At 67.1% G+C, this 17,976-nt stretch carries 18 protein-coding genes and 2 pseudogenes; 15 read left to right on the top strand and 5 right to left on the bottom strand.

The genetic code is table 11. The features are described 5' to 3' along the window. Positions 1 to 8: 8 nt before the first annotated feature. A pseudogene (locus tag OG225_RS14370) lies at positions 9 to 326 on the top strand (transposase); the annotation flags it as partial. A gap of 131 nt (positions 327 to 457) precedes the next feature. Continuing rightward, entirely contained in the window at positions 458 to 721 is a 264-nt protein-coding gene (locus OG225_RS14365; RefSeq protein WP_405182121.1) for a hypothetical protein, read from the top strand. Positions 722 to 763: 42 nt separating this feature from the next. Here OG225_RS14365 and OG225_RS14360 read toward each other — a convergent pair whose 3' ends face one another. Beyond that, positions 764 to 901, bottom strand: a complete 138-nt coding sequence (locus OG225_RS14360) for a hypothetical protein (RefSeq protein ID WP_405182120.1) — start codon at positions 899 to 901, stop codon at positions 764 to 766. 392 nt (positions 902 to 1,293) lie between these two features. Between OG225_RS14360 and OG225_RS14355 the strand changes: the two genes are divergently transcribed. Both OG225_RS14355 and OG225_RS14350 read left to right on the top strand, forming a co-directional pair. Then, complete coding sequence (locus OG225_RS14355; protein ID WP_405182119.1) at positions 1,294 to 2,670, top strand: alpha/beta hydrolase-fold protein; 1,377 nt, start codon at positions 1,294 to 1,296, stop codon at positions 2,668 to 2,670. Positions 2,671 to 2,938: 268 nt separating this feature from the next. After that, entirely contained in the window at positions 2,939 to 4,198 is a 1,260-nt protein-coding gene (locus tag OG225_RS14350; RefSeq protein ID WP_405182118.1) for an acyl-CoA dehydrogenase family protein, read from the top strand. A gap of 104 nt (positions 4,199 to 4,302) precedes the next feature. On the opposite strand, the gene OG225_RS14345 is transcribed toward OG225_RS14350, so the two are convergent. Together OG225_RS14345 and OG225_RS14340 are read right to left on the bottom strand one after the other, a co-directional pair. After that, positions 4,303 to 4,446 (bottom strand): hypothetical protein, encoded by a 144-nt coding sequence (locus tag OG225_RS14345; RefSeq protein WP_405182117.1) that lies wholly within the window; start codon positions 4,444 to 4,446, stop codon positions 4,303 to 4,305. A gap of 267 nt (positions 4,447 to 4,713) precedes the next feature. Beyond that, the gene (locus OG225_RS14340) at positions 4,714 to 4,995 is read right to left on the bottom strand and encodes an ANTAR domain-containing protein (protein ID WP_405182116.1); all 282 of its coding nucleotides are present in this window, start codon (positions 4,993 to 4,995) and stop codon (positions 4,714 to 4,716) included. Positions 4,996 to 5,315: 320 nt separating this feature from the next. Here OG225_RS14340 and OG225_RS14335 point away from each other — a divergent pair, with 320 nt between their 5' ends. The 5 genes from OG225_RS14335 to OG225_RS14315 all read left to right on the top strand — a co-directional run bounded on the left by OG225_RS14335 (position 5,316) and on the right by OG225_RS14315 (position 9,473). After that, complete coding sequence (locus tag OG225_RS14335; RefSeq protein ID WP_405182115.1) at positions 5,316 to 5,993, top strand: phosphodiesterase; 678 nt, start codon at positions 5,316 to 5,318, stop codon at positions 5,991 to 5,993. Positions 5,994 to 6,152: 159 nt separating this feature from the next. Further along, on the top strand, positions 6,153 to 6,968 hold the full coding sequence (locus OG225_RS14330; protein ID WP_405182114.1) for a SigB/SigF/SigG family RNA polymerase sigma factor: 816 nt from the start codon (positions 6,153 to 6,155) through the stop codon (positions 6,966 to 6,968). A 316-nt stretch (positions 6,969 to 7,284) separates the two neighbouring features. After that, positions 7,285 to 7,635: a hypothetical protein gene (locus tag OG225_RS14325; RefSeq protein WP_405182113.1), complete on the top strand. Its 351-nt coding sequence runs from the start codon at positions 7,285 to 7,287 to the stop codon at positions 7,633 to 7,635. 417 nt (positions 7,636 to 8,052) lie between these two features. Further along, positions 8,053 to 8,589 carry a phosphatase PAP2 family protein gene (locus tag OG225_RS14320; protein ID WP_405182112.1) on the top strand — a complete coding sequence of 179 codons (537 nt, stop codon included), beginning with the start codon at positions 8,053 to 8,055 and terminating at the stop codon, positions 8,587 to 8,589. Further along, positions 8,493 to 9,473 carry a phosphatase PAP2 family protein gene (locus OG225_RS14315; RefSeq protein WP_405182111.1) on the top strand — a complete coding sequence of 327 codons (981 nt, stop codon included), beginning with the start codon at positions 8,493 to 8,495 and terminating at the stop codon, positions 9,471 to 9,473. Before OG225_RS14320 ends, OG225_RS14315 begins: the two co-directional genes overlap by 97 nt. Before the next feature lie 19 nt (positions 9,474 to 9,492). On the opposite strand, the pseudogene OG225_RS14310 reads toward OG225_RS14315, so the two are convergent. Together OG225_RS14310 and OG225_RS14305 are read right to left on the bottom strand one after the other, a co-directional pair. Continuing rightward, positions 9,493 to 9,694 (bottom strand): annotated as a pseudogene (locus OG225_RS14310) (gas vesicle protein K); the annotation flags it as partial. Positions 9,695 to 10,036: 342 nt separating this feature from the next. Next, the gene (locus tag OG225_RS14305) at positions 10,037 to 10,165 is read right to left on the bottom strand and encodes a hypothetical protein (RefSeq protein ID WP_405182110.1); all 129 of its coding nucleotides are present in this window, start codon (positions 10,163 to 10,165) and stop codon (positions 10,037 to 10,039) included. A gap of 272 nt (positions 10,166 to 10,437) precedes the next feature. On the opposite strand from OG225_RS14305, the gene OG225_RS14300 reads away from it, so the two are divergent. Genes OG225_RS14300 through OG225_RS14275 form a run of 6 tightly spaced genes read left to right on the top strand, consistent with a single transcriptional unit; the run spans position 10,438 to position 17,967 of the window. Continuing rightward, entirely contained in the window at positions 10,438 to 11,760 is a 1,323-nt protein-coding gene (locus OG225_RS14300; RefSeq protein WP_405182109.1) for a nucleotide disphospho-sugar-binding domain-containing protein, read from the top strand. Further along, the gene (locus OG225_RS14295; protein WP_405182108.1) at positions 11,757 to 12,866 is read left to right on the top strand and encodes a polyprenyl synthetase family protein; all 1,110 of its coding nucleotides are present in this window, start codon (positions 11,757 to 11,759) and stop codon (positions 12,864 to 12,866) included. Before OG225_RS14300 ends, OG225_RS14295 begins: the two co-directional genes overlap by 4 nt. A 10-nt stretch (positions 12,867 to 12,876) precedes the next feature. Further along, a complete protein-coding gene (crtI, locus tag OG225_RS14290) occupies positions 12,877 to 14,406 on the top strand; it encodes a phytoene desaturase family protein (protein ID WP_405182107.1) in 1,530 nt (509 codons plus the stop codon). After that, the gene (locus OG225_RS14285; protein ID WP_405182106.1) at positions 14,403 to 15,386 is read left to right on the top strand and encodes a phytoene/squalene synthase family protein; all 984 of its coding nucleotides are present in this window, start codon (positions 14,403 to 14,405) and stop codon (positions 15,384 to 15,386) included. Before crtI ends, OG225_RS14285 begins: the two co-directional genes overlap by 4 nt. After that, positions 15,383 to 16,960: an FAD-dependent oxidoreductase gene (locus OG225_RS14280; RefSeq protein WP_405182105.1), complete on the top strand. Its 1,578-nt coding sequence runs from the start codon at positions 15,383 to 15,385 to the stop codon at positions 16,958 to 16,960. The genes OG225_RS14285 and OG225_RS14280 overlap by 4 nt, the downstream gene beginning before the upstream one ends. Then, complete coding sequence (locus tag OG225_RS14275; RefSeq protein ID WP_405182104.1) at positions 16,957 to 17,967, top strand: DUF5914 domain-containing protein; 1,011 nt, start codon at positions 16,957 to 16,959, stop codon at positions 17,965 to 17,967. The genes OG225_RS14280 and OG225_RS14275 overlap by 4 nt, the downstream gene beginning before the upstream one ends. Positions 17,968 to 17,976 lie beyond the last annotated feature (9 nt).

The raw sequence follows: 17,976 nt of genomic DNA, 5'->3' as shown, positions 1-17,976 counted from the left end.
TTTCTGGTCAATATGCTGCGATCACGCGTCTTTGGGAGAACGCGTGGGAGGAGTTCATTCCTTTCCTCGACTACGACGTCGAGATACGGCGGGTGATCTGCTCGACGAACGCCATCGAATCCCTCAACGCGCGTTACCGGCGAGCGATCAAAGCGCGTGGTCATTTCCCCACCGAGCAAGCCGCCCTGAAATGCCTGTATCTGGTCACCCGATCACTGGACCCGACCGGCGCGGGTCGGGCACGATGGACCATGCGCTGGAAACCCGCGGTCAACGCCTTCGCGATCACCTTCGCCGACCGCTGGCCCGACGCCCAAACCTACTGAGATAACAACGCCGGAAACACCCTTGGCGATACAGACCCCTCGCTCGGGGAGCCGACAGTGCGTTCGCGCGGGCAGTGCTCGACGTGGGAGGCCAACTCGAGGTAGTGTTGCCGTCGCGGAACTACCGGGCCGTGAAGGTGAAGCCCGGCCACGCTGCAGAGTTCGACGATCTCATCGCCCGAGCGGCGGAGGTGCGGGTGATGTACTTCGACGATGCCGGTCGCCGAGCCTGCGAAGCCGCCAACGAAGCGGTCTTGGGAAGCATCGCTGAACTGGTGGCGGTGTGGGACGGTGAAGCCGGCCGGGGAGGCGGTACGGGTTCGGTTGTGGAGCTGGCCCGAACCCGCGGTGTGCCGGTGACCATTATCTGGCCGACAGGTGCGACACGCGAGTAGAGGTCGTCGACCAAGGGGGGATCTGGAACCTGCTCATCGGTGTCAAAACGCTGCACTTCGCGCGCGATGTCCACTGTCGCCATGGACATGGTCTTCCGCGAAATCGTTCAGGCACACGTCGATCCATACGACGGTGTCGACCTGAACAGCATCGACACCGTCGCGATCACCCACCTGCATGCCGACACCTCGACCTGTGTCAAAACGCCTCGACCCGTCGCATCCGGCAGAGCTGGTCAGCAGCAGAGACCGCCACGGCATGCCGGGGCGCCTTTCCCGTACTGCCAGCTCACTCAGCGGTTGTCGACCCGCAAGAGTCGTGCAGCGAGCAGGGGCCCATCCGCAGAGCGGGATCGCTCGGAGCAGCGCTTTCGAGTTGGTGCTCACCGAGGACCGCAACACCGGGCGGCCGAAGTATCCCGAACCGATCGCATCCGACCGGTCGGACCGAATCGAGCGCGAGACGACACTCCGCCGCAACGACTTTCACCTCCCGCAGTCGGCTGAAGTACTGGACAACGAATCCCCAGCGGCGGACACTAGAGCGAATTGCTATCAAAGGGGTGAGTCGAATGGTCAGAACACACACCGTGGTCGCCGGGGAGACACTGCCGATGTTGGCGTTGCGCTTCTACGGAGACCCTGAACTACATACCCTGATCGCCACCGCCAGCGGGATCTCCGGCTCCGACAGTGTGGGCGCGGGCCGACAACTGATCGTTCCCGATTACTCGAGGTACGAAGTCCTGCCCGGAGACACGTTGTCGCAGATCGCACTCCGCTACTACGGCGACCCCGCACTCTCACCACTGATCGCCACCGCCAGCGGCATCCCCGACCCCGACCACATCGACGCGGGCCGACAACTGATCATTCCCGATCTCACGCGATACGAAGTCCTCGCCGGAGACACGCTGTCGCAGATCGCACTCCGCTACTACGGCGACCCCGCACTCTCACCACTGATCGCCACCGCCAATGCCATCACCGACCCCGACCACATCGAACCGGGCTACACACTGGCCATATTCGTCGGGCGCGGCGACGGGTTCGGACTGTCGATCGTGGACCGCAACGAGAACGATTCTCGCCTGTGGTACTACCGCTTCCACACGGCGGCGATCGGCTGGAATCCCGGAGTCAACGTCCTGCTGCCCGAGGACTACCGCACCAGCACCGACACCTATCCCGTCCTCTACCTGCACCACGGCGGAGGCAGCGACCAGGACTTCCGCACCTTCGACCAACTCGGTATCCGCGAGCTGACCGCCGGTAAGCCGATCATCGTCGTGATGCCCGACGGCGGACACGCGGGCTGGTTCTCCAACCCGGTCAGTTCGTTCGTCGGTCCGCGCAACTGGGAGACGTTCCACATCGCCCAGTTGCTCCCCTGGATCGACGCGAACTTCCGAACCTACGCCGAATACGATGGTCGCGCGGTCGCCGGATTCTCCATGGGTGGCTTCGGCGCGCTGAAATACACCGCCAAGTACTACGGCCACTTCGCTTCGGTCAGTAGCCATTCCGGCCCGGCGAGTCTGCGCCGCGACTTCGGCCTGGTCGCGCATTGGGCGAACCTGTCCTCGGCGGCGATGGACCTGGCGGGCGGCACGATCTACGGCGCACCGTTCTGGAACCAAGCCAGAGTCAGCGCGGACAATCCGATCGAAAATATCGAACGCTACCGCAACAAACGGATTTTCCTGGCCGCGGGAACCAGCCCGGATCCGGTCAACTGGTTCGACAGCGTGAACGAGACCCAGGTGCTCGCGGGCCAGCGAGAATTCCGGGCACGCCTACGCGACGCGAATATCCCGCACGAATGGCACGAATTGCCCGGCGGTCACACTTTCCGGCCCGATATGTTCACCCTGGACCTCGACGGCATCCTCGCTCGGCTACGCCCTGCGGCACTGGCGTCCTCCACGAGCATGGTGCCGCAGTTGTGACCGGCCGCCGTTCGGGTGTCGACCGAAATGTCAGCGACACACCGTGATCTCGGTTCGAGCCCACGGCCCGCGACCAGCCGACACCCGAACGGCGCACCCACTGATACGCGGTGACACAAACGACCGCCGGGGCGGCCTGCCTACCCGCTCCCACACGGGTCATTCACGACGGCAGGAGCAATTTCGTCGCACCATCTGATGGCGTGACGAATCGCGGCCGCGCCTGATTGTGCGACGATCCGAGCCGTCCGCTTCGTAGGGTGGTCGCATGGAGTTTTCCGCGTCACCGCGAGCCGCCGAGCTCACCGAAGCAGTCCGCACATTCATCGACGAGCACATCGCGCCGGTCGAGGAGGACTATCACCACCGGGTGAGCCGACTGCGCGCCGAAGGCGAGGACCCCTGGCAGCCGCTGCCGATTCTGGGCGAACTGCGGGCGCGGGCGCGGGCCGAGGGATTGTGGAATCTGTTTCTGCCGGTCGGGCACGAGGGCCCCTATGCCGAGCGTTACGGCACTCGTGGCGGCGTCGGGTTGAGCAATGTCGACTACGCGCCGATCGCGGAGGTGATGGGCCGATCGTTGATGGCCCCGTACGTGTTCAACAGCAACGCCCCCGACACCGGCAACGCCGAAGTGCTGCTGAAATACGGGTCGGAACAGCAGCAGCGACAGTGGCTCGACCCGCTCTTGGCGGGAGATATCCGCAGTGCGTTCTGCATGACCGAACCGGCGGTGGCTTCCTCCGACGCCACGAATATGGAACTCACCGCGATCCTCGACGGCGACGAGGTCGTGCTCAACGGCCGCAAATGGTGGTCGACGGGTGTCGGGCATCCCGATTGCCGGATCTTGATCGTGATGGGCGTGAGCGATCCCGACGCCGACCGGTATCACCGCCACTCGATGGTGCTGGTGCCGCGCGAGACTCCCGGTGTTCGGGTGGAGCGGATGCTCGACACCATGGGGTGGCAGGACGAGCCGTACGGGCACGGCGAGGTCGCCTTCACCGATGTCAGGGTTCCCGCCGAGAACATCATCGCGGGCCCCGGCCGGGCGTTCGAGATCGCGCAAGGCCGCCTCGGGCCCGGCCGCGTGCACCACTGCATGCGGCTGATCGGTCTGGCCGAGCACGCCCTGGAACTGGCCTGTCGACGCGGGCTCGAGCGCACCGCCTTCGGGAAACCGCTGATGAGCCTCGGTGGCAACCGGGAGCGGGTCGCCGACGCGCGTATCGCGATCAACGCCATGCGACTGCTCGTTCTCGACGCCGCGTGGAAACTCGACGAAGGCGGTGCGCTCAACGCGCTCTCGGAGGTCTCCCAGATCAAGGTCGCGGTGCCGAACATGGCGCAGCGGGTCATCGACTTCGCCATGCAGATCCACGGTGGCGGCGGTCTGAGCAGCGATTTCCCGCTCGCGTCCGCGTGGACCGTCGCCCGCGCGATCCGCTTGGCCGACGGTCCCGACGAAGTCCACCGCGGGGTGGTCGCGCGCATCGAACTCGGCAAATACGGAGCCGCCCGGTAATCGCCGCCGGTCAGTCGGGGGGTTCTGCGGGGCCACCCGCGACCGCGCCGGTCGCATCGATGGCGATGCCCTCGCTCTGTTCTGAGCCTGCGGCGCGACACCGGTCACGTAGGGAGTTCCCGAACCGGGTCGCCCTCGACGGCGACGGCCCGTTCGGTGCGCGGACGATCGGCGGTCGCGCGGTCACCTGCGTCGTCGGCGGTGGTGATGTCCCGGTGCAATTGCGCGATCAGATCTCGGGTAGTCATCAATCCTCCTCGTAGACAGTGCACACGTCTCGTCGCGAGGACCGGCCTCGGACTCTGTCGCCTACCCGCCCCCGAACGCCGAACCCGAGGTGCGCACGCGGTGGCTGTTTCACCCACACGCTCACGGGCACGGCGCGACAGCCGGTCGAAAATCCGAGGGAGGAGCTCCCATGCAGGCTGTGACATGGCAGGGCAGACGTAAGGTCACGGTGGAATCCGTGCCGGATCCACGGCCGCGCCTTCGTGGTGACGCCGCCGGTTCGCACGTCACTTCCGTGGTGTGTCCGCCCGCGTGCCGAACAGTAAGTCCTCCAACGCCTCTCGAACGGATTCCAGGTCCGGAGTGATGCAGAGATCAGGAAGTTCCGCGACGACCGAGGTGGCGATCTCACGAACCTTCACATTGGTGTCCTGGGAGGCCGCGCGCAGAATCGTGAACGCCTGCTCGGCGTCCACGCTGTACACCAGCATCACCACACCTTTGGCCTGCTCGATGGTCTCGCGCGCGGCGGCGACCACTGCTTCATCGACCGCTGCCTTCTTCTGCATGGTGTGCAGCTACCCGCCTCACCCGGTTCGAACCAGGCCGGATCCCCCTTTTCACCGCGATTCGGCCCCCACTGCCGGGTACGCCCGGTTTCGTCTCGTCATCGACAGGTAGACAGCCTCGGGGAAACGGTCACGTGCCGTCCAGCAAACGGTCGGCTCCGGGGGACTCATCATGATCGCCCGGGTGTCGCCCTGCCTGGCTCGACCGAACCCGGCGGGCGCTCGTCGCAGGCGGGAATCGTCGACCGACCGATCGCCGCCTCGGCACGTCCGTGTGAACGGGCCGAGGATCTACCTCGATCACGCCGAAGGAGCAGACCTTGACCGATCTCACCTCCACCTTCGTGAAATCCGTCTTCGACGCAGGCGCGCGGGTTCGCCGCGCGCGTGTCTTCCACCCTCGGGGGATCGAACTGTCGGGGCGTTTCCACGCCGACACCGAATTCGAGCCCTGGTTCGGGACGGGAGAACGTGCGGTCATCGCCAGGCTCTCCAAAGGAATCGGAACGCCAGGAGCTGTCCCCGATGTGATGGGCCTCGCCTTCCGCGTCCTGGATCGCGACGAGAACCCCTGGGATTTCACACTCGCGACCACGGGGACCAGTACCGTCGGGCGGTTCGTGATCACCGCTGCGCGCGGCTGGTCCAGCGCCCGTTACGGCAGTCTGCTCCCCTACCGCTTCGGCGATGCCGGGCTCACCTGGCTGTTCGCCGAACCCGCCGTACAGCAGCCCGGCTCGGCCTCGTTGCAGGCCATGAGCGAGCATCTGCGTGACCACGATGTGCGATTCGAGATCACCGCGAGTGGTCTGGGCGCGGCACCGCGACGGGTGGGTGAGCTGACGTTGCACCACGCCGATCCCCATGAACATCGGACCGACTTCTTCGACCCGATACTCAACCATCCGGGCGATATCGCGCTCGAACCCGGAGTCGTCAGCCGCCTTCGCGAGTTCGCCTACGAAGGCAGCAGGGAGGGCCGCGGGGAGCAGAACTGACGCGGGGACGAGGCCGCCGGGATCGCGGCGAGATCCTTCTCCGGCCCGGCCCGGCCGTTCACAAGTGTGCGAGACTGGTATGACGGCTCGCGCACGGAGCCGGTTCAGTCACAAGAGCCCGTTCCGTGTCTGCTCCCACATGGGCCGTCCGAGGTTGCTATGACCAGCCGATACTCGCACACCGATGCCAATCCACGACGTCGAGGACAGCCCGCCGACTCGTATGACGGCATCGAAGATCTCTTCCAACTGCTGACGGCGCTCGAACCGCGGTCGCCCGATCGGATCCGATTGCGCGAGGACATCGTACGACGATGCCTGCCGTTGGCCGATCACATCGCCCGCCGCTTCACCGGACGCGGCGAACGCCACGACGACCTCTACCAGATCGCCTCCCTCGGACTGGTTCTGGCGATCGATAGATTCGACGCCGACAAGGGCACGTCGTTCCTGGCCTTCGCGATTCCCACCATCATGGGCGAGATCCGGCGCCATTTCCGCGACCATACCTGGGCGGTGCGGGTCCCGCGCCGGATCAAGGAACTCCAGCAGAGCATCGGCCCCACCGTCAACCGGCTGTATCAGGACCTCGGCCGCGCTCCCACGGCCCTGGATATCGCCACCGAGCTGGGGGTGGACCTCAACGAGGTCACCCAAGCTCTGATCGCCGACAACGGCTATCGCACCGACTCGATCGATACGCTGAGCGAGAACAGCAACGATCAACGCGCGACCGATCATCTCGCCGGACTCGGCCATATCGAGCCTGCCTACGACGTCACCGACGAGGCGCTCGCGATCGCCCCGCTACTCGCCCGACTGCCTGCCTTCGAAGCCCGAGTCCTGCACCTGCGTTTCTTCGACGATCGCACCCAGAGCCAGATCGCCGACGAACTCGACGTCTCCCAGATGCACATCTCCCGCGTCCTCTCTCGGACGCTTGACCAGCTTCGACGGCAAGCCGAACGCGAATGATCGGCGCAATCCGGTTCGGCTCCCGCTCGATCAGTCGATGATCATCGCGATCAGCCCGATCGCGATGACCGCGAACAGCGCCAGCAGGGTGGCGATGATTCCGGTCGGTGGGAACCGATTGCTCGTCCGCGGCTCCGGTTCGGAGGTCTCCCCTTCCTGTCGTGGGGACTTCGCCGGGCGACTACCCCGTACCCGCTACCCGAACCAGCGCGGTTCGCACGGTCCGGCCCGGCCGGGGCTGACGGTCGGATCTCCCCCGCGCCCGGCTGTCGATGATTTCGTGATCGAGCCGCGACCGATCGGGTAGCGCACTCGCATGAATAGCACACCCGGATCTGAAACAACTACGCGCGCAGGCCGATCCACCGAGCAGCAGCCGACGGACCGTTCCCTCGCCTCCAACGTCACCGATGTACTCGACTTCTTCGAGAAGTGCCCGAGGTGCGGGTACGCGGCACAGGCGACGTCGACGGTGCGCCGATACGACAGCGGACGCGTGGTGACGCTGTTTCACCCCACCTGCGCACTCCCCTGCGGATGGAGGGGTACGGTACGGGTCACCGAACAACAGAGCATCTCCGCCTTGCCGTCGCCGAATCCGCCACCTACGGTGCATATCGAAAACCAGTGCGACGGCGAGGATCCCGGTACCGCGCTCATCGCCTGACCGCGATCGGAAATCCCGCGAACGCGCGCGACGGCACCTGGATGTACCGATTCCCAAGGGGCCGAACGCCTCGATTGATTGCGCCCGCTCGTAGTGGGCGATCGTGGACGACGAACGATATCCGGCCCCGGATCTCCGGTGACCCGTTGCGGTCTCGGCCGCACGGCCGGTGTCACGCGAACGCAGGAGGTATGCATTTGTCTGTCGACCGGCACGACCCGGATGTCGTGATCGACGCCGACCGCCCCCGTGCCGAGCACGCGAGAGAGGTGGCCGCCGCCGAACGGTTCGCGGCCCGCGGCGGCGTCGCACTGGTGGGTGTCGCGGCCGTCGGAATCGGGTTCGGCGTGCTGACAGCACTCGTCAGGGCGCGCTGGGAGCCGCTGTTGTCCGCGGATCAGGCGGTGACCGACACGCATGAGTTCCCTGGTGTGTTATGGCATCGTCCTGCTGGTTTTCGCACCCACCCTGCGGACGAACACCCGCCGTGTCACGGTCGGGTTCGCGGTCGTGATCGTGACCGCCGTCGGTCTCAGCCGGATCGGGCTCGGCGTGCATTACCTCACCGATGTCCTCGCCGGTTGGCTACTCGGAACGCTGTGGCTCGTGCTGGCCACGATCGCGTTCCACCGATGGCGTGGTGACTCCCACGTCGAAGGCGCCGGTCCGCTGCCCGGTGACGTGCCGCCCGCCGATCGAGACGACCTTCGGCCGGTCCCCGATCGGCGTCCACCCCTGGCTGCCCACCCGTGGCGCGAGGTGGGTGAACTCGCGGTCGCCTGGGTCCTGCTCGTCGGAACGCTCATCGGTCTCGGCATGCTGGTCCGCGGCCCGCGGGGCCACACCCCCGCGCTACGGTGGGACCACAACGCGGTGGCGACTCTCGCCGAACACCGCACCCCCGACCTTCCCCCACCTCGAGTTTCCCTTCCGGGCACGTCGCCGCCTCCCTGACGCTCTACGCCGCCACGGTCGGACTCATCGTCGCGACCACCCGACGATGGCCCTACCGGCTCGTCGCCGCCGCGGCGATGCTGATTCCCGTCCTCGTGGCGGCGCAGCGTCTCTACGCGGGTGCGCACTATCCGACCGACGTCGTCGGCGCGGTCCTGCTGTCCTCGATATGGACGGCCATCGCCTGGTGGGTCATCGAACCCGTGGCGCACTCCAGCCGATCGTCGCGGGCGGGTACCGCCTCTCCGGACAGCGCACTGTCACGCCCCACCGGCCCATCGATGGCCGAGACGCTGCCACCGGCTCCCTGGGCGTTCACTCGACGGGAATCCATTCCAGCACAGCGGGTATCGGTCGTATCCGGCATCCGCTGCCGAATGCTCGGCACGGTTCGGTTTCGAATCTCCGGGGCAGGGTATGCCGACCGCGCCGATACCGTGGCCGCGCAGCCCGCGGTTCTGCCGCCTGCCAGCTCTGTTGTATTCGAGGACGCCATGACCGCCACCATTCGCTCCGACCAGACGATCCACGCCGCTACCACCGGCCCCGCTGCCGACCACCACCACCGAATGGTCACCCGGATGGCCGTGTCGCGCGCCGCGCAACTCGGCGTCGTACTCGGCCCGACCGAACACCTCGACGCGACCACCGAACACGACCTGCTCAATGCGGTACAGAACGCCGCGCTCGCCTTCGACAACATCGCCCACGGCATCGACCAGCAGTACAACCGTCAGTGCTACCGGCAATCCCGTCGCGCCCTTGTGTCGCTGCTCATAGCAGCCGGTATCGGTGCCGATTCCCTGAGGACGGTCTGCTCGCTGCTCGACGACTACGCCCGTGAAGCCGAACAACTCGGAGAATCAGCCCCGACCCCGGCCTGATGTCCCGAGTTCGCGCGCCTCACGGGTCGGTCGGATCACGCGGGAGCAGGGTGCCTAGCGGCCCGAGGTCGATATTGAGGTCTTGCGGAGTGAGCCCGAAATGGTCACATAGTTCGTCCGTGCGCTGTTCGGGCAGCATCAGGGTGGTGCCGACGCATTCGATCTGGGTGTCTGTCAGGTCGCCCGCGTCGACGACGCAGCGCTTGACGCTCCATCAGCTGGCTCGGGACGACAGCCTCTCCTCGAATTCGACTGTTCCACTGACCCGCTTCTTCGTGCAGGACGACCCCCGCGAACGCGCGACAGCCTCCCGATGATCCGCTGCGACGCACCGACTCGCAGGCCACGTCGCCGCTCGACGGCCGTGCCGCACTCCCGCGCACTCGATACCACCCGGCACTCACACACCGTTGGCAAATCACGGACCTGCGGAATCGCCGCGCTCGAGCATCGAGGCGAGTTGTTTGAGGTCATCGCCTGCGGGTAGGGCATCGCGTAGATCCCACCGGATCTCCATCGCCCGACCGACCGACGACAGTGGTCGACCGGCGGAAAAGCGCACCTCACCGCACAGACGAGGGTGCGACGACGTCGGCGGCGCGGATGATGGACAGCCGGTGCGCGATCACCAGGGCGCTCGGGCATCCGATGCCGGACGACGCGCGATGCCAATCGTCGGCACCGCGGATCATCGCGTGGCTTCGAATGCGACGTCCCTGTTGTCTGACCCGGGCAACAGCGACCACCATCTCCGCACACTTCGCCAGGCGCATCGAAACTGCATCGTTTCGCGTAGGATGAACGAATCCGCCTCGGAAAGGGGTCGTCGTGAACAGCACCGGCACAAATCTCCGCGCGCGTGCCCGACTCGCTCGGCCATCCTCACCGGGGCCGTCGCGGACGGTGATGCGGATGTCACGCGCACCGAAATATCGACCGATCCGCCGAGTGCGGGATTGACGCCGTGGCCCGGTACCTGCTCGCCGCCACCCCCGTCCCCGGACATGTGACGCCCATGCTCGCGGTCGCCGCCGGCCTCCGTCGTCGCGGGCACGAGGTCGCGCTGCTCACCGGCGCGGCATTCCACCGGGCGGCGACCCGGGTCGGCGTCACGCCGCTCCCGCTACCCTCGGCGGCGCAACCCGCTCCGATGTCGTCCCGGCGTGGTGCGCTGCCAGGGATGGTCCGCCGCTGGCTGATCGGCCGTTCGGAATTGCGGGCGGCCTTCCTCGCACCGCTCGCATCGCAGTACCGGGCGTTGAGCGCGGCGATCGACCACGATCGCTACGACGCCGTCCTGGTCGACGTGATGTTCACCGGAGCGATTCCGCTGCTGCTCTCCGCCCGGACACGACCGCCACTGCTGGCATGCGGTGTCGTGCCGCTGATGTTGTCCAGCGTGGATACGATGCCTTTCGGTGTCGGGTGGCCGCCACGCAGAGGTCGCGATCACACGAGGATGAACAGATTCGTGCACGAGGTGCTCTTCGGTGCGGAGCAGGCGCGACTGGACACGATCCTCGGTGAGCTCGGGGTGCGGCGCGCGCCGGTCTTCTTTCTCGATTGGCCGGTACTCGCCGACCGTCTCCTACAGTTCGGCTCCCCCGCTTTCGAGTATCCGCGTCGCGATCTGCCGCCCTCGGTGGTGTTCACCGGCCCCCTCCCGCCGCCGGACACCGGGATGACACTGCCCGAGGGATGGGAGGTGTTCGCGAGTGGGCGGACGGTGGTGCACGTGACACAGGGGACGTGGGACAACGAGGATTTCGGTCGGCTGATCCGGCCCACCCTGTCGGCACTCGGCGGACGCGACGATCTGGTCGTCGTGGCCACCACCGGCGGGTCGTCGGCCCCGCTCGGCCCGGTGCCGTCGAACACATTGGTCCTCGACTATGTGTCGTACGCGAGGCTGTTGCCCCATGTGGACGTCATGATCACCAACGGCGGGTACGGCGGTGTACAACAGGCCCTCGGCCACGGTATCCCCGTCATCATCGCCGGAGATACCGCCGACAAGCCCGAAACGGCCGCCAGAACAGCGTATTTCGGCGTCGGGATCGATCTCGGAACAGCGCTCCCGAGCGCCGCGAGAATCGCCGCGGCACTCGATCGCGTACTGGAAACCGACGACTTCCGCGCACCGGCGCGGCGAATGGCCGACGAAATGGCCGACGAAATGGCCGAACATACGCCATTCCGAACGATTTCGGATGTTCTGGCCTCGCTGACACGGCCCACGCGGCCGCGCACAAGTGAGCGGACTACACGGAAAGAGAGACTCCGGTGAGCATCGCACCTCCGGGCCCGGCGTGGCCACCGACACCCACAGTGGCCGATTCGGACGCCATCGGATTCGATGATTGGCGCGCGGACGTGCGCGGCCGCGTAGTCGGCGAAGTCGTCGACTTTCTCCGCGAAGTGCGGATCGATGGATCGCTCTGGCCCGGTGCCGACGACGTACTCCGGCAGTACGCCACCGGCGGTAAGGGCCTGCGATCGACCTTCATGTACCTGGGATGGCTGTGCGGCGCCGAGCCGGACGTCGCCGCCCTGCGCGCTGCGGCCAGTCTGGAACTGGTGCATGCCTTCGCCCTGCTCCAGGACGACGTCATGGACGACGCTGTCCTGCGCCGGGGTGAACCGGCGGCGCACGTCCGCTTCTCCCGCGGCTATCGGCACGACGACGCCGCGGCCGCACTGCGTTTCGGCGAATCCGCGGCGATCCTGCTCGGCGATATGTGCCTGGTATGGTCCGAGCAGATGCTTCGCCAGAGCGGGCTGGAGGCGAGCGCGTCGGCGCGGGTGTGGCCGCGCTACGACGCCATGCGGATCGAACTGGCGATCGGTCAGTACACGGATCTGACCAACGATGTTCGTCGTCGCCCGACGATGGACGATGTACTGGCGATCGCGCGGGCGAAATCCGGCAACTACACTGTCGCGCGGCCGTTGCAGCTCGGCGCGGCGATGGCCGGATGCGACGATGACGTACTGAACATGTTGACCCGCTACGGAACTCGCATCGGCGAGGCGTTCCAGCTACGGGACGACCTGCTCGGGATATTCGGTTCCGCCGCGGTCACGGGCAAGCCCGAGGACAGCGACCTCGGGCAGCACAAGGCCACCACCGTCGTGGTGGCGGCACTCGACGCGGCAACCCCGGCGATTCAGCGAGAACTGTCCGAACTGGTCGGCCGCCCCGTTCTCGACCACGCCGCGCTCGAGCGTTGCCGGGACCTGATAGACGCCTCGGGCGCGCCCGAACGCGTCGAGGCGATGATCACCGATCGGGTCGACGAGGCGCTCCACGCGCTCGACGATGGTCCGCTGGCCCCCGGGCGGCGGACCGCACTCGAACAGATGGCGCTGCTGTGCACCGCACGGCAGCAGTGAGGAGCCGGTCGTGCGCGTAGTCGAACGCAATGCGGAGCATGTCGTCGTCGTGGGCGCCGGGTTGGCGGGACTGTCGGCCGCCATGCATCTGGCAGGCCGCGGACGGGCCGTGACGGTGGTGGAGCGAGCCTCGGTGCCCGGTGGTCGCATGGGCCGCCTCGACGTGGACGGCTACCGGATCGATACCGGTCCGACCGTGCTGACCATGCCGGATCTGGTCGATGACGTCTTCTTGGCGGTCGGGGAACGGACCGCCGATCGCGTCGAACTGATGCCGGTCGCGCCCGCCTATCGCGCGCACTACGCCGACGGGCGCACCCTCGATGTGCACAGCGACCGGGACACGATGCTGCGGTCGGTCGCCGAATTCGCCGGTCCCGGCCAGGCGGAGGGCTATCGGCGGCTGCGCGACTGGCTGACCCGGCTCTACCACGTCGAATTCGATCGTTTCATCGCCGCCAATTTCGATTCACCGCTCTCGATGCTGACCCCCGACCTCGCCCGACTGACAGCTCTGGGCGGCTTCCGCGGCTGGGATCGTCGCATCGCCGAGTTCATCACCGATCCGAATCTACGACGCATCTTCACTTTTCAATCGCTGTACGCGGGCGTCGCCCCCGACAAGGCGCTGGCGATCTACGCGGTCATCGCCTACATGGACACCATGGCGGGTGTGTACTTTCCGCGTGGCGGGATGCGGGCGTTACCCGACGCGCTCGCCGCCGCGGCCGAAGCCGCCGGGGTGCGGTTCCGCTACGACACCACCGTGACGAGCCTGGTGCGCGAGGGGTCGAGTATCCGCGCCGTGCACACCGATCACGACGAGCGAATCGACTGCGACGCCGTGGTGCTGACCACCGAGCGGCATCGCGCCCACACGCTGCTCGGCCATCGTTCGCGTCGCCCGTTCCCGGTTCGGGCCGCCCCCTCGGCGGTGGTGCTGCATGTGGGGTGTGATCGTGGCTCGCTCGACCTCCCACACCACTCGCTGCTGTTCGGCGCCGCCTGGGAATCGACCTTCCGACAGATCATCGGCGACGGCCGGGTCATGTCCGATCCTTCGCTGCTCGTCACCCGCCCCACCGCGAGCGATCCGACGCTGGCCCCCGAGGGTCGCGAACTTCTCTACATACTCGCCCCGGCCCCGAATCTCGAGCGAGGCGAGATCGACTGGCCGAATTTCGCCGCCGAGTACGCCGAACGGATTCTCGCCACCGTCCGGCAGCGCCTCGGAACCGCCGCGCTCGCCGATCCCGAAATCCTGCGCGTGGTCACCCCTGCCGATTGGGCCGCCCAGGACATGCTGGCGGGCAGTCCGTTCGCCTTGGCGCACACGCTGTCCCAGACCGGCCCGTTCCGGCCCGCCAACATGATTCGCGGCATCGACAATGCCGTACTCGCAGGCGGTTCCACGGTACCCGGCGTCGGAATCCCCCCGGTACTGATCTCCGGACGTCTGGCAGCGGACCGCGTCACCGGCCCCGTACGGACCGCCTCCACCTCACCCGTCCGCCCTTACAGCCGATCGGAGCCGAGATGACGCGCACCGAACTCGACGCGGCGGGGATCACCGATCCCTCGCTCCGCGATTCCTACCGAATCTGCCGCGAACTCAACGCTCGCCACGGCAAGACCTTCTTCCTGGCGACCAGGCTGCTCGCACCGGATCAGCGCCCCGCCGTACACGCGCTCTACGGCTTCGCCCGCCGTGCCGACGACATACTCGACGAATTCGATCCTCGGCTCACCACCGGCGATCGCGCCGCTCGGCTCGGCACTCTGGCAACACAATTCGAACAGGGCGACGCGGACGGCGACCCGGTGCTGGCGGCGGTCCTGCACACTGCGGAGAGCTATCGTATCGGCGACGATCTCTTCGGGGCCTTTCTGACCTCGATGCGGATGGACCTCGCGGTCACCGATTATCCGGATCGTGCCGCACTCGATGTCTACGTGTACGGATCGGCCGAGGTGATCGGGTTACAGCTACTGCCGATCCTGGGTACGGCCTGCCCGGAGTCCGAGGCGGCACCGTACGCGGCGGCGCTGGGCAAAGCATTCCAGCTCACGAACTTCCTGCGCGACATCGACGAAGATCTGGCGCGCGACCGTGTCTATCTGCCCGCCGACGAACTGGCCGCCTTCGGTGTGGATCGCGAACTGCTCGGGTGGTGCCGAGCGAACGGCAGAGTAGTCCCGAAGGTTCGTCGCGCGCTCGCCGCCCAGCACGAGACGACAAGGCGCATATATGAATTCGCCCGCGAAGGCATCCGATACCTCGCGCCGAGATCTCGGCCGTGCGTATCGACGGCAATGCTGCTGTACTCCGACATCCTGGGCTGCATCGAGGACCGCGACTTCGACGTGTTCGGACGCCGCGCCACCGTCGGAAACCGGCGGCGCGTCCGAGTCGGGGCCGAGGGGCTGCTGAGGGCATGGTGGGCGCGCCACGCTGCGCGCGATCCCCGTCCTTCCACTCGCGCAGGTTCCCGGTCGACCGGAACAGGGACGATGCGGTGAGGCCCGCACCCACCGTCTACGGCACCGACGAGCGGAGGGTGCGCTACCCGGGTGTGCCCGGACTCGCCGACGTGGCGGTGGACGGAGTCCGGCCGCGCGCGGTGGTGATCGGAGCCGGGATCGCCGGTCTGGCGGCCGCGACCGGACTCGCCGAACGCGGTTTCCACGTCGAGGTCATCGAACGCGAACGATATCTCGGCGGACGAGTGGGCGGCTGGACCGAGCGACTGCCCGACGGCACCGAGGTAGCGATGAACCGCGGCTTCCACGCCTTCTTCGCCCAGTACTACAATCTCCGAAAGTTGTTGGTACGCAGCGATCCGGAACTGAACCGATTGCGTCGCGTGCGCGACTATCCACTCGTCGACTCGGAGGGGCGCCGCGACACATTCCGCGATCTGCCTCGCACGCCCCCGTGGAACGCGCTGGCCTTCGCCTTCCGCAGCCCGACCTTCCAGTTGCGTGATCTGATCCGCGTGAACGCGCGTGCCGCCGCACCTCTCGCCGCGGTCTCGGTCCCCCGAATCTACGAACAACTCGATCATCTCGACGCGGAGACATTCCTGCGCGACATCAATTTCCCCCGCGCGGCACGCCATCTCGCCTTCGATGTCTTCTCCCGCAGCTTCTTCATCGAGCCGCACCGGATGTCGGCCGCCGAACTCGCGACGATGTTCCACATCTACTTCCTCGGATCGAGTGAGGGACTGGTATTCGACGTGGCACGGGACAATTTCGATGTCGGCCTATGGATACCGCTGGCGGAATATCTCACCGTCCCCGGCGTCGCGGGTCGGCCCGGGCGCGTGGAATTCCGTACCGGCGTCAGCGTCACGGGTATCGACAACCGCGACGACGACACCTTCCGGGTGAGCGTCGACGACGGCTCCGCCCTCGACGCGGACGCCGTCGTCATCGCCACCGATATCGCGGGTCTACGTGAAATCGTCTCCGCGTCATCGGCGCTCGGCGATGCCGACTGGCGCTCGCGTGTCGCGGCAGCGGGGGTCGCGCCCGCCTTCGAGGTGCTGCGATTGTGGCTCGACCGGCCGGTGCACCCCGACCGGCCCGCGTTCCTGGCAACCGGAGACCTCGCACCGCTCGACAACATCAGCGTGCTCGACCGCTACGAGAGCCAGGCGGCCGCGTGGGCGCGCCGCAATGACGGAAGCGTCGTCGAGTTGCACGCCTACGCCGTGCCCGACGGCGCACGAGACACGCTGCGGGGCCGTCTCTTGGCGCGTTTGCACGAGATCTACCCCGAAACCGTCGACGCCGACATCGTGGGAGAGTGCTCGGTGTGGCGCAGGGACTGTCCACGGTTCGGCCCCGGTGATTTCGCTCGACGCCCCGGCATAGCGACACCGCATCCTCGGCTGATGCTGGCGGGCGACGGCATTCGCGTCGACCTGCCCGTCGCCCTCATGGAACGCGCCGCCACCACCGGATGGCTCGCCGCCAATGCTCTGCTGCGGCAATGGGGCGCGGCCGAGCACACCGTGCAGACCGTCCCCGCCGACGGTCGCTCGGCGCTGTTGCGCACATTGGCCACCCGCGGGGGTGGACCCCGATGAGCCCCGGTCGCGATCGTCCGAGACGCCCGAGCCCATTACAGCGCTTCCCCTCCGAGCGGTGGTCGAAGCAGGAGCCCACCTATCGCGACGCCGACCCCGCCTTGATCGCGGCCGCACTGCACTGGTCCCAGCAACGCCCCTCCGGCAACTGGTTCGCCTTCGCCGCCGCCACCGATGTCAGCGGTGATCGTCCCTTCGGCGCGGAGGTCGGCGGCACCGAGATCGTCGCGTGGCGAGACGCCGCGGGTACCCTCCGTGTCGGATCGGGCGCGTGTCCGCATCTGGGCGCGCCGCTGGCCCTCGCCGCGATCGAGGACACCGTGTTGATCTGCCGCTGGCACGGCATGCGCGTCGGCGCGGACGAATCAGGCCGCTGGTGTCCGTACCCGGCCTTCGACGACGGCGTCCTCGCCTGGGTTCGGTTGGACGCGCTCGGCGGCGAAACACCGACGGAAGCGCCGATTCTGGGCCCCCGACCGGCGGACACGACAGTGCACGCGGTGACGCGCGTGGTCGGCGTATGCGAACCGCGCGACATCATCGCCAACCGTCTCGACCCCTGGCACGGTGCCTGGTTCCACCCCTATTCCTTCGCCCGGCTACGGGTCACCGAGACTCCGCCACGGAAGGGGATCACCGTCGACACCCACCCCTTCGTGGTCGAGGTGACCTTCCGGGTGACGCGCCGATTCGGGGTGCCCGTGGAAGCCGAGTTCAGCTGCCCCGACCCGCGCACCATCGTCATGCGCATCCTCTCCGGCGAAGGTGCGGGCAGTGTCGTCGAAACACATGCCACGCCGATCGGCCGCGGCCACGACGGCAGGGCACGTACCGCGGTGATCGAAGCGGTGATCGCCGACTCCGACCGACCGGGGTTTCGGCACGCGCGCAAGGTTCTACCGCTGCTGCGCCCCCTGATGAACTACGCGACGACTCGGCTGTGGCGCGACGATATGGCCTACGCGGAACGGCGCTACGATCTGCGCCTTCGAACCGACAGCGTATGAATTTCGTTC

This window comes from Nocardia sp. NBC_01377 (assembly GCF_045040005.1).
GTDB lineage: Bacteria > Actinomycetota > Actinomycetes > Mycobacteriales > Mycobacteriaceae > Nocardia > Nocardia noduli.
The sequence above is the reverse complement of the archived record's forward strand: the minus strand, read 5'-3'. Positions and strand labels throughout refer to the sequence as shown.

What these genes read in the sequence shown, in the direction of transcription:
- OG225_RS14360 (WP_405182120.1), bottom strand. Translation starts at nt 901, where the DNA reads ATGCAGGTGGGTGATCGCGACGGTGTCGATGCTGTTCAGGTCGACACC.
- OG225_RS14355 (WP_405182119.1), top strand. Translation starts at nt 1,294, where the DNA reads ATGGTCAGAACACACACCGTGGTCGCCGGGGAGACACTGCCGATGTTG.
- OG225_RS14350 (WP_405182118.1), top strand. Translation starts at nt 2,939, where the DNA reads ATGGAGTTTTCCGCGTCACCGCGAGCCGCCGAGCTCACCGAAGCAGTC.
- OG225_RS14345 (WP_405182117.1), bottom strand. Translation starts at nt 4,446, where the DNA reads ATGACTACCCGAGATCTGATCGCGCAATTGCACCGGGACATCACCACC.
- OG225_RS14340 (WP_405182116.1), bottom strand. Translation starts at nt 4,995, where the DNA reads ATGCAGAAGAAGGCAGCGGTCGATGAAGCAGTGGTCGCCGCCGCGCGC.
- OG225_RS14330 (WP_405182114.1), top strand. Translation starts at nt 6,153, where the DNA reads ATGACCAGCCGATACTCGCACACCGATGCCAATCCACGACGTCGAGGA.
- OG225_RS14325 (WP_405182113.1), top strand. Translation starts at nt 7,285, where the DNA reads ATGAATAGCACACCCGGATCTGAAACAACTACGCGCGCAGGCCGATCC.
- OG225_RS14320 (WP_405182112.1), top strand. Translation starts at nt 8,053, where the DNA reads ATGAGTTCCCTGGTGTGTTATGGCATCGTCCTGCTGGTTTTCGCACCC.
- OG225_RS14305 (WP_405182110.1), bottom strand. Translation starts at nt 10,165, where the DNA reads ATGATCCGCGGTGCCGACGATTGGCATCGCGCGTCGTCCGGCATCGGA.
- OG225_RS14285 (WP_405182106.1), top strand. Translation starts at nt 14,403, where the DNA reads ATGACGCGCACCGAACTCGACGCGGCGGGGATCACCGATCCCTCGCTC.
- OG225_RS14275 (WP_405182104.1), top strand. Translation starts at nt 16,957, where the DNA reads ATGAGCCCCGGTCGCGATCGTCCGAGACGCCCGAGCCCATTACAGCGC.